The sequence below is a fragment of the Wolbachia endosymbiont of Drosophila leontia genome (assembly GCF_028981785.1).
GTDB lineage: Bacteria > Pseudomonadota > Alphaproteobacteria > Rickettsiales > Anaplasmataceae > Wolbachia > Wolbachia pipientis.
In genome coordinates, this window is record NZ_JAPQLK010000125.1 from 1 (window position 1) to 10,426 (window position 10,426).

The window sequence follows — 10,426 nt, forward strand, 5'->3', positions numbered from 1 at the left end:
CTTTTTCATTCCAGCTAAACCTGTCTAATTCATCGTAGGCTAACTTTATTATTGGTGCTTTTTCTGCTATTTTCCTTAAGTCTTCTTCCGTAGTTTCATCTGCATATTTGAAGAAAAATAACCAACGATCCACTATGCTTTCTAGCTGTTCTTCCTTATTCTTAGGAAATTTAGGTAGTTCAATAAATACAAATTGAAAATCTTTTAAGTCATGCTCATTGGTTTTCTCATCTCTTATAGTGTGGCTGGATATATAATCAAGCTTATCAGGAAATAAATTACAATTAGAGATAGCAATAAAGAAAACCTTCTTTAAATCAATGTACTTACCAGATTTATCAGCTTGCCTTGAGTAAGCCTTAGCAGCATATAATTGAGCTCGTTTTTCGAAGCCTTTATCGCGAGTGAGCTGCATTTCAATCACATACCTAGCCCCACTAGAGTCCCTGCAAAGAACATCAACTATACTTTGCTTATCAGAGGCAATTTCAGGATCCATTATAGTACTGAGGAATTCCACTTCTTGTATAGTATTTATCTCGGTAAACCCTAAAATATCATTCAAAAAATGTATGAGAATATTCTTATTTTTTTCAGTGCCAAAGATTCTTTTAAAGGTTAAATCCAGCTTAGGGTCGAGAAACTTAGATAAAGCCATAGCCAAAGTGCTTAAAAATATTAATAATTATACACTATTATTAACAATTATTCAACCATATTTTTGAAGATAGCTATGCCGCCGCGAACCGTCATACCGCCGCGGTATCTCTAGATCCCGCTAACAAGCAGCGGGATGACGAATTACTTAACCGTCATACCACCGCGAACCGTCATACCGCGATTCATTCGCGGTATCTCGGCATAGATTCCGCTAACTAGTAGCGGAATGACGATTGTGTATCGTGCTTTGCTAAAAAAAAAATCACAGAATGCAGTCTGGTTACCTTAATTAGAAGTTTAGCTTTAACTTTAAATGGACTACTCAACCGTGACAGACTTAGCTAAATTTCTTGGACAATCTGCATCTAACCCTTTTTTTGCTGCAGTAAAGTAAGCAAGGAATTGCATAGCAACACTGTAGATGATTGGAGAGATAAAATTATCAGTGTCTGGAAGTTGCACCACATCTGCGCAAACTCCCCTTAGGAATGGCGCTCCTTGTTTATCACTGAAGGCAATTACTTTGCCTTTTCTTGCAATAATCTCTTGTATATTAGATAGCGTTTTAAAGAATAAATCATCATAAGGGATAATTGCTATAATAAGCACAGTAGAGTCTATTAAAGCAATAGAACCATGCTTCATTTCTCCCGCTGCAATACCAGTTGTATTGATATATGAAAGCTCTTTTATTTTCAATGCGCCTTCCATTGCAACTCCGTATGAACTTCCTCTGCCGATTAAAATAACGTTATTGTGTTCTAATATACTGCCCGATATATGTTGTATTTTCATCACAGTCAAAACGTGCTCAACATACTCGGGAATAGAATTGATAGCACTGCTTAGCTGTTTTATTCTCTCTCCACCCAGTATACCTTTTATTTTTCCAAGCTCCACGGCAAAGCATGCTAAAGTTGCAAGTTGCGCAGAAAAGGTTTTTGTTGAAGCAACACCAATTTCTGGCCCAGCAAGAGTATGTAACACAATATCTGAGATCTTTTCAATGCTGCTGCTAAATGTATTAGTTATACTTATGATTGTTTGCTTCTGTGATTTCGCATAACGCAGCGCTTCTATGGTATCTGCAGTTTCGCCAGATTGAGAGATAAATAACCCAATGCTGCCTTCTTCCAGCTTGACGTTGCTATACCTAAATTCTGATGAGATTTCTAGATATACTCGAACTTGAGCAATACTTTCCAGCCAATACTTCGCTATTAGCCCAGCAAAATAAGATGATCCGCATCCAACTATAGTAATGTGATTCAGTTCAGAGAATAATTTTTTGTTGACCTCTTTGTATTGCTTGTAAAATTGATTTATTGTTTTGTTTAATGCACGCGGTTGCTCAAAAATCTCTTTTAACATGAAGCTAGGGTAACCATTTTTGCTAATTAGAAAATCACTTGGACTACTATTTTCTATACTGCGTTTAACTTGTGTACCATTGTTGTATATACTAACTCCACTAGATTTTATCACTGCAATGTCATCATCTTCCAAATGCGATATTTTTTCCACAAATGCACTTAAAGCATTAGAGTCAGATGCAGCAAACACTGTGTTACAGTTATAGCCTATTGCTAAAGGCAAATTTCTCTTCGCAACAAATAAGGCGTCTGGATATTCTGCAAATAATAGGACCAAGGCAAATGAGCCATGTAAGTTGTTTAAACACTTAAATAGAGAATCAACTGGCGACAATCCTTCATCAAGATATAAGGTTAGCATGTTTGGTATGATCTCTGTGTCAGTGTCAGTATGGAATGACATTCCCCTTTCTTCTAGACCCTTTTTTAGCAGATTGTAATTCTCAATTATGCCGTTATGAGCAACAACAACATTATTTGTACGAATGGGGTGAGCATTTTTAAGGCCTGGGACTCCATGTGTAGCCCAGCGAGTATGTGCTATACCAACTGTACTGTGAGACATCTTGCTGTCATCAACAACTTCACATAACCTTTCGACTTTACCTTCTGATTTTTTGACTTCTATCTCGCCTTCGTTATTTATGATTGCTATACCTGAAGAGTCATATCCCCTATATTCCAATTTTTGTAACCCAGTTAGTAAAGTTGGTATTACTGAATCACCGCTACTTACTACACCAAATATTCCGCACACAAATGGATCACCAAATGAACTTTCTTTTAAAGTTATGTAGCATTTTTGCCTTTATCATCTTTTCCATTTTTACTTTCCTCTGGTGGTTGATTTTTATTCTTTTTATCACTCTTTTCGATTTTGCCTTTTTCAATTGGTTTAGCTGCTACTTTTTGAGTTTCTTTGCTTAAAACCTCAGATATAGCGGACTTTAGAACTTTTATCTCAACTTTTGGTGCTATTTCTATTATAAATTGTGCACTTGCTCCATCAACCTTGTTAACTTCACCTATTATTCCACCAGAAGTAATGACTGTATCACCACGTTTTATTTGATCTATCATCTTCCTATGTTCTTTTAGTTTTTTTTGTTGCGGGCGAATAATGAGAAAATAAAATACCACAAATATTAAAATCAATGGAGTAAAACTAGCAAAAGATGCGCCGATACTTGATGTATTGCTAGTTGCATCTGCTGCAAAAACTTCAGAAATGAGCATATTTAATCCTAATTGTTAATGACAAAAACAAACCTATTTAAGTATTAATTACAATACCATACCATGTCAAGTTTGGTGAAGGCGTTTCTCAATACCAGCAATAATACTGCGAATTCTAAGTTATGCTGAAACTAACATGGCGGGAGTGATGAGACTTGAACTCACGACCTCATGCGTGACAGGCATGCGCTCTAACCAACTGAGCTACACCCCCCTAATTTCTTTTTAGCGTTTTCGGGCTTCAACTTTAAAGCTAATAAACATGTTGCCCTTTGTCAATATTTTTTGTTTGCGCTTTGCTGTCTTTTCTATTACCATGTAAATAATTTAATTTCACACATGGCTTGTACAAGTAGTCCCATTAGGGTTATGCCATGGAAGATGAACTATTTGGAGGAATGATATATGACAAATTTGCCTAAAGTCACTGTGCGTGATTTAGCTGAATCTGGTGTACATTTTGGTCACAAAATTAGTCGCTGGAACGCAAAAATGGCTCCATACATATATGGAGTGCATCAAGAAAATCGTATACATATAATTGATTTGCGAAAAACACTACCATTGCTACAGGTGGCCATGAAGGCTTTATATGACGTTGCATTTCAAGGTGGTCGCATTCTATTTGTTGGTACAAAGTTTCAAGCTTTTGATATTATTGCAAGCGAAGCGATTCGTTGTGGTCAATATTATGTGAATCATCGTTGGCTTGGTGGTATGCTTACTAATTGGGGCACTGTTTCTTCTTCGATAAAAACCTTGATGCAATATGAGAAAATATTAAATGACGAGGATAGCATTTTAACAAAGAAAGAATTGGGAAACATTGAAAAGAAAAAGCAAAAGCTTGATAAGGCGCTTGGCGGTATTAGAGAAATGGGAGCAATTCCTGATATCTTATTCATCATTGATACTAATAAAGAGCATATAGCGGTTAAGGAGGCTAAGAAGTTAGGAATTCCAATAGTTGCAATACTTGATACTAATTCTGATCCAGATGGTATTACTTATCTAATACCTGGAAATGATGACTCAAGAAAATCAATAGAGCTCTATTGTAAATTAGCTACCGACTCTATATTAGCTGGAATAGAGTCTGGTCTAGCAAAATCTGGAGTTAAGATTGATGATATAAGGGGTGATGAGTTTATTCAAGAAAAAGAAGATGGTATTGTGCAAACTAAAAGGAGACGTAGTAAAGTTTACAAAGAAGAAGAAAGGGAGGTAGTAACAAATGAAGATGAATCCAGATGATATAAGAGAATTACGTGATAGAACAGGGCTTGGCTTAAGTGACTGTAAAAAAGCGTTGGAAAAATGTGATGGTGACATCAAGAAAGCCGTTGATAAGTTACGTACAATAGGTCTTGCTAAAGCTGACAAAAAATCTGATAGAATAGCTTCAGATGGACTCGTTGCTATGTGTTTGACTGAAAATTATGGTGCATTGGTTGAACTCAATTGCGAAACAGATTTTGTTGCAAGGAATGAGAAATTTATAGAGTTAGTTTCAAATTTAGCATCAATTGCTCATCAAGAACGCTGTACTAGCGTTGATGAGTTAAAAAATGCCAAGTATGAAAGCATTGGCACAGTGCAGGAAGCTATTATGAATGGTACATCAGTTCTTGGTGAGAAGCTAGAGTTAAGCAAGCTTTGTTACTTAGAAGCTAAGGGTGGAGTTATTGCTGGCTACGTACATGGTGATGTGTGTGGCTTAGGTAAGATTGGTGCTTTAATTGCATTGCAATCATCTGGTGATAAGGCGAAGCTACAAGAGATTGGGAAACAAATAGCTATGCATGTAGTTGCTATGAAGCCTGAAGCTTTGTCTATAGATGGTTTAGATCAAATGAAGTTGAAAAATGAACGTTCTATAATTGAAGAGCAAGTGAGGGGCTTAAATAAACCTGAAGAAGTAGCAAAAAAAATAGTAGATGGACGAATGGCTAAGTACTATGAAGAAGTTGTTTTACTAGAACAAAAGTTCATAAAGGATGATAAAATGAAGGTTTCTGATTTTATAAAATCAAGCGAGATGAGTGCTATTAAATTATCTAATTACAAGTTACTTGTTTTGGGTGGTGCAAACTAAATGGTAAAAAATGTTTCCCTTAATAAATGAAAAAAGCGAAATAAAATATTCCAGAGTGTTATTTAAAATTTCTGGTGAAGCTTTAATGGGGTCACAGTCTTTTGGCTATGATATGGGAATAATAAGCCAATTGTGCAAAGATATAACTGATATTAACAGGCTTGGAGTTCAGGTATGTATTGTTGTTGGTGGTGGTAATATCTTTCGTGGCACATCTGCGTCTTTAAGTGGCTGTGAAAGAGCAAGTAGTGATTATATTGGAATGCTTGCAACTATAATCAATGCTTTAATTTTACAAAACTTTTTAGAAAAAAATTTAATAGCTTCTAGGGTATTATCTGCAATACCCATGGCCACTGTATGTGAACCTTACATAAGAAGGAAAGCTATTCGTCATTTAGAAAAAGGTAGAGTGGTAATTTTTGCAGCAGGCACAGGCAACCCATTTTTTACTACAGATACAGCTGCAGCCTTACGTGCTGTTGAAATGAATTGTGATGTTATTCTAAAGGGTACGCAAGTAAATGGTGTATACTCCGCTGATCCGAAAAAAAATGAGGATGCTGTAATGTATGATAGGCTTTCTTACACGGATTTATTGACTCGTGATTTAAAAGTTATGGATGCATCAGCAATTTCACTTGCTCGTGAGAATTCTATTCCAATTATAGTTTTTTCTTTGAAGGGAGAAAAAATAGTCAATATTATTAAGGGTCAAGGTACTTATACTATAGTTTCAGATTGTAAACATTAGGTAATTTATGTTAAATGAAATAAAAACTAAAACAAAGGACAGGATGCTAAAGACTATTCAGTCCTTTCATGATGATATCAAAGGTGTACGCACTGGTAGAGCTAGCGCATCGTTGCTCGATGGTATAGTTGTAAATATCTATGGTGGACATCAAAAGTTAAATCAGGTTGCAGGTGTTTCGGTTATAGATAACAAAACTCTATCAATTAAAATTTGGGATATTAATGTTGTCGGTGAAGTGAAAAATGCTATATTAAATGCCAACTTGAATTTAAATCCTGTTGTTGAGGGCAATACCATACGTATAGCTCTTCCGGACTTAACACAAGAAACCCGTGAAAAATTAGTGAAATTATTGCATCAGTTTGCTGAAAATGCACGGATTGCCATTAGAAATATACGTAGAGATATTATGGAAGAAACAGAAAAAATGAAGGAAAATAAAGAAATCTCAGAAGATGATTTTCATGGTGCTAAAAAGGAAATACAAAATATTACTGATAATAATATAAAAAAAATTGATGGTGAATTGTCCATCAAAGAAAAGGATATACTGAATCACTAAATGATATGGAGAAAGCTTACATAGCAAATGATGTCATTCCAGTGTTTGACACTGGAATCCAGTCTTTACTATACAACTATCTGATGCACTCGTTTGAAATCAAATTTCCTGGATCCCAGTGTCGGAGCACTGGGATGACACCAATTTTGCATTCAAGTATCAACTATTGGTGTCACCACAGTAACTCTCTTCCTGTCATGCAAGTAGCTGACACCTTCCAGGTGTCCATTGAAATCCAAAAAATTTCACTCAAGTCAAAATTAGGTTAAATTTAAATGTTGAATCAAGAATCTTTACCGAAACATTTAGCAATTATTATGGATGGTAATGGTAGATGGGCGAACAATCAAGGAAAGGTAAAAATTGATGGTTATAAAAAGGGCAGTGAAGTTGCATACGATATTGCCAAGTATTGTACGGACCTAACCATACCCTACTTAACTTTGTATGCATTCTCTATGGAGAATTGGCTTAGACCCAAAAACGAAACTGACTGTCTATTTGATTTATTTTACTCTGTTTTAACTAATGAAGATAAAGTCAATTTCATTTGCAACTGTAACATTAAGTTGAATTTTATTGGCAATTTAAGTCTATTATCCAGTAAAATATTGGATCAAATTAAAAAAGCAGAAGAAATGACACATAAGAACGATGGTTTATTACTCACTGTGGCAGTCAGTTACGGAGCAAAGCAAGAAATTACACAAGCTATAAGCAATATTATAAAAGAAAATATTGCTTATGTATCAGAAGAGGAATTTGAAAAATTTCTGTATACTAAAGATTTGCCAAAATTGGATTTATTAATTCGCACTGGCGGCGAAAAAAGGTTAAGCAACTTTTTATTATGGCAAGCGGCTTATGCTGAATTGTATTTTTGTGATACTTTATGGCCTGATTTTTCTTGTCAAGATTTGAGTAAAGCATTAGAAGATTATACAAAAAGAGAGAAAAAATATGGTAGATAATAATTTTATAATTAGAATGTTGTCCTCAATAGTAATATTATTCATATTTTCCTTTGCTACATATTTTAGTGATTTATCGTTTTACCTATTGATTTTTTCAATAGCAGTTTTATCTTCTTTTGAATGGTATAATCTAACCCAAGGAAATAAAATTTTATACGTTTTTGCATTATTATTGATTGCACTACCAAGCGCCTCATTAATATATTTATATAATCTACCACAGGGAAAATACGCATTAGTATGGTTCGTCTTAACCATTTGGGGAATTGACGTTACTGCCTACCTATTTGGCAAGAATTTTGGTGGAGCTAAAATTTGCCCAATTCTTAGCCCTGGAAAAACTTGGACAGGACTTCTTGGTGCGATTTTAGCTGGAGTAGTGTGCACAATTTTTGGATCAATATTTTTTGGTCTATTTTCAATTTTTTATTCTCCAATCATTGGCCTTGCAATTGCTATTCTAGCGCAACTTGGCGATTTCACTGAGTCGCTTGTTAAAAGAGCTTACGGTGTTAAGGATAGTGGAAATATGATACCTGGCCACGGGGGAGTGCTCGACCGTATGGACAGTTTCATTTTTACTGCCCCTCTTACTGCTATTTACATAAGCTAAGTCTGCAGAAGTGCCATTAGAGCTCATCCCTAGTCAGCTCCCCAACCGCTTCCACAGTACAGTCATGGACAAACGTCTTTTCACAATAAGGGCAGGCTATTTCCTCTTCTTCTCCCATATCTAAATATATTAATGGATGGCCAGAACTCTCATCATTCTCATCACCATGACAACAAACTTTTCTATTATTAACCCTCACTTTTGACATGTTACTCCTTTAGCTTATAACATTTTATATATTAAATATACCTATCCAGAAATAAAAAACAACAAGCACTATTCTCCATTTTTTATCCTATTCAGGTTAATCAATTCGCTTTGAACGTCTTTTGATACAAATTTGCTAACATCTTCTCCTAATCTTGCTATTTCCTTTACAAAACTTGATGAGATAAATTGAGTATCTTCAGAAGCGGGAAGAAATATGGTTTCGATTTCAGGAAGAAGTTTATAATTTACCCAACTCATTTGAAACTCGTAATCAAAATCCGACACTGCTCTTAATCCTCTAATAATAACAGAAGCATTCTGCTCTTTGGCAAACTTCACTAGCAACCCATTAAAAGATATAACATCTGCATCAATTCCTAGTCCTTTGATTTCATTTTCAGCCATGCTTGTGCGTAGCTTTGTGTCAAAGGCAGTATGCTTATTAACGTTTTCTGCAACTCCTATTATTAATTTATCGACTAGTTTACACGCTCTTTTGATTATATCAATATGCCCAAAAGTTATAGGGTCAAACGTGCCAGGGTAGACTCCTATTTTGTCATTAATGTTCATCCTTTATTTTTATAAACTACTTTAAAAACTTTTGATAGACATAATAACATTTTTTATCTAAAAATAAAAGTATACAGTTGGCCTGATAGCTCAGTTGGTAGAGCAAAGGACTGAAAATCCTTGTGTCGCTGGTTCGATTCCTGCTCAGGCCACTTTCCTTTCTCACTAAATTTACCTTTTTGTTGTAAAACGTTCTATAATATGTTATGATATTGATATAAGTGTTGAGAGGGTAAACTATATGTGTAAATATTATAGCAGAATATTTAATATCCTATTAATTATAGTTCTACTATTAAGCAATATTACTTATGCTGGCGTTAGTGAAAAACCGGCATCTCAACATGTAACCAGAAAAGAAGAACCAGCGTCAACTGTCTTGACGGCAGAAAATACAGTAAATAATGACATAGTTGTTGGTTTGTTGAAAAAGGAAGGAGCATTTGGGCGTGAGGTATCTCAAATTTATGAGATATTCAATAATTTTGGAGTTAAAACCGTACTCATTGATTACAATAAAATAATTAACCTAACAGGAATCCAAGAAAAGTCGCTTATCTTTGCAAAACAAGATGAAGTGTTGGCGCTAGCACTAGACCGAATAAAAATTGAAGTTGCACGATTCATTAAAGAGCAAAAGATAAATAGAATATTTATTCTAAATGATCTTCATCAGCCAAAAACTCGCATTGCTGATTTTTACAACGATCTTGCTACTAAAGCAATTGTAAAAATAGTAGATGACAATCCTGCAATTCATTTACTTGGCATATGTGGTGGGTTACAAGACATTATGCGTGCAAAAGGAATTGAAGTAGCGGGTTATGAAAGACAGCAAAAGACCCATTTAATGTCAGCTCTTAATCCAAAGCAGGAAGATGTGCCTTTACAACAGATAAAGATTGTTCCAAATAGTCGTTTAGCAGAAGTAGTAGCCAAATTCCTAATACCTGATGAAAATGGTTGGTTTTCAACATATTTTCCAGATGCTCATTCAGGAGCAGTAAGTAATACACCAGAAAATAGAAGAAAATTGGAGTCACTTGGATATAAAGTTGCAGCATTTTCCAGTGAGGGGGTAATAGAGGCTATTGAAGATAAGCATGGTAATGTTCACTTTCAAAGTCATCCAGAAGCCCTTGTTGTGAAGTCAGATAAAAACCTCTATTTATCAAATCACAAGGAACGTCAAGTGTCTACACTAGTTGCTATAGCGATTATGAATGATTTTCTTTATCGTGCTTAATGGCTATAGCTTTAGGCTTACCGACGATTTGATAAACGATAGATTTGTCATGTATCCGTTCAGGCAATGGCGTCAACTTAAGGAAAAATATCAGCGATAGTGTATAAAATTTCTCTCCAAATTTTTT

At 35.1% G+C, this 10,426-nt stretch carries 13 protein-coding genes and 2 tRNA genes; 9 read left to right on the top strand and 6 right to left on the bottom strand.

The window, feature by feature from the left end:
• From OZD63_RS03955 to OZD63_RS03970, 4 genes are all read right to left on the bottom strand, one after another.
• Nucleotides 1–658, bottom strand: a 658-nt coding sequence (locus OZD63_RS03955; protein WP_275008168.1) for an Rpn family recombination-promoting nuclease/putative transposase, incomplete at its 3' end; no start/stop codon positions are given.
• 320 nt (nucleotides 659–978) lie between these two features.
• Nucleotides 979–2,790 carry a glutamine--fructose-6-phosphate transaminase (isomerizing) gene (gene glmS / locus OZD63_RS03960; RefSeq protein WP_275008182.1) on the bottom strand — a complete coding sequence of 604 codons (1,812 nt, stop codon included), beginning with the start codon at nucleotides 2,788–2,790 and terminating at the stop codon, nucleotides 979–981.
• 32 nt (nucleotides 2,791–2,822) lie between these two features.
• Nucleotides 2,823–3,269 (bottom strand): preprotein translocase subunit YajC, encoded by a 447-nt coding sequence (yajC, locus tag OZD63_RS03965; protein ID WP_274980091.1) that lies wholly within the window; start codon nucleotides 3,267–3,269, stop codon nucleotides 2,823–2,825.
• Between the two features lie 137 nt (nucleotides 3,270–3,406).
• A tRNA-Asp gene (locus OZD63_RS03970) sits at nucleotides 3,407–3,483 on the bottom strand.
• Between the two features lie 191 nt (nucleotides 3,484–3,674).
• Here OZD63_RS03970 and rpsB point away from each other — a divergent pair.
• From rpsB to OZD63_RS04005, 7 genes are read left to right on the top strand one after another with little or no spacing between them, the layout of a single operon-like run.
• Nucleotides 3,675–4,523: a 30S ribosomal protein S2 gene (gene rpsB, locus OZD63_RS03975; protein ID WP_274980092.1), complete on the top strand. Its 849-nt coding sequence runs from the start codon at nucleotides 3,675–3,677 to the stop codon at nucleotides 4,521–4,523.
• On the top strand, nucleotides 4,504–5,364 hold the full coding sequence (gene tsf / locus OZD63_RS03980) for a translation elongation factor Ts (RefSeq protein ID WP_275008184.1): 861 nt from the start codon (nucleotides 4,504–4,506) through the stop codon (nucleotides 5,362–5,364). The genes rpsB and tsf overlap by 20 nt, the downstream gene beginning before the upstream one ends.
• A gap of 10 nt (nucleotides 5,365–5,374) precedes the next feature.
• Nucleotides 5,375–6,118, top strand: a complete 744-nt coding sequence (gene pyrH / locus OZD63_RS03985) for a UMP kinase (protein WP_410543742.1) — start codon at nucleotides 5,375–5,377, stop codon at nucleotides 6,116–6,118.
• Between the two features lie 7 nt (nucleotides 6,119–6,125).
• On the top strand, nucleotides 6,126–6,683 hold the full coding sequence (frr, locus tag OZD63_RS03990) for a ribosome recycling factor (protein WP_038248586.1): 558 nt from the start codon (nucleotides 6,126–6,128) through the stop codon (nucleotides 6,681–6,683).
• Between the two features lie 5 nt (nucleotides 6,684–6,688).
• Entirely contained in the window at nucleotides 6,689–6,952 is a 264-nt protein-coding gene (locus OZD63_RS03995) for a hypothetical protein (protein ID WP_274980094.1), read from the top strand.
• 6 nt (nucleotides 6,953–6,958) lie between these two features.
• Complete coding sequence (gene uppS, locus OZD63_RS04000) at nucleotides 6,959–7,654, top strand: polyprenyl diphosphate synthase (RefSeq protein ID WP_015589050.1); 696 nt, start codon at nucleotides 6,959–6,961, stop codon at nucleotides 7,652–7,654.
• Nucleotides 7,644–8,270, top strand: coding sequence for a phosphatidate cytidylyltransferase (locus tag OZD63_RS04005; RefSeq protein ID WP_274980096.1), 627 nt, complete (start codon nucleotides 7,644–7,646; stop codon nucleotides 8,268–8,270). Before uppS ends, OZD63_RS04005 begins: the two co-directional genes overlap by 11 nt.
• A 16-nt stretch (nucleotides 8,271–8,286) precedes the next feature.
• On the opposite strand, the gene OZD63_RS04010 is transcribed toward OZD63_RS04005, so the two are convergent.
• On the bottom strand, nucleotides 8,287–8,478 hold the full coding sequence (locus OZD63_RS04010) for a zinc-finger domain-containing protein (RefSeq protein WP_274980097.1): 192 nt from the start codon (nucleotides 8,476–8,478) through the stop codon (nucleotides 8,287–8,289).
• Between the two features lie 68 nt (nucleotides 8,479–8,546).
• The gene (coaD, locus tag OZD63_RS04015; protein WP_274980098.1) at nucleotides 8,547–9,053 is read right to left on the bottom strand and encodes a pantetheine-phosphate adenylyltransferase; all 507 of its coding nucleotides are present in this window, start codon (nucleotides 9,051–9,053) and stop codon (nucleotides 8,547–8,549) included.
• Between the two features lie 79 nt (nucleotides 9,054–9,132).
• Here coaD and OZD63_RS04020 point away from each other — a divergent pair.
• Together OZD63_RS04020 and OZD63_RS04025 are read left to right on the top strand one after the other, a co-directional pair.
• Nucleotides 9,133–9,205 (top strand) — tRNA-Phe (locus OZD63_RS04020).
• Nucleotides 9,206–9,294: 89 nt separating this feature from the next.
• Nucleotides 9,295–10,299, top strand: coding sequence for a gamma-glutamyl-gamma-aminobutyrate hydrolase family protein (locus OZD63_RS04025; RefSeq protein WP_275008186.1), 1,005 nt, complete (start codon nucleotides 9,295–9,297; stop codon nucleotides 10,297–10,299).
• Nucleotides 10,300–10,426: the final 127 nt, after the last annotated feature.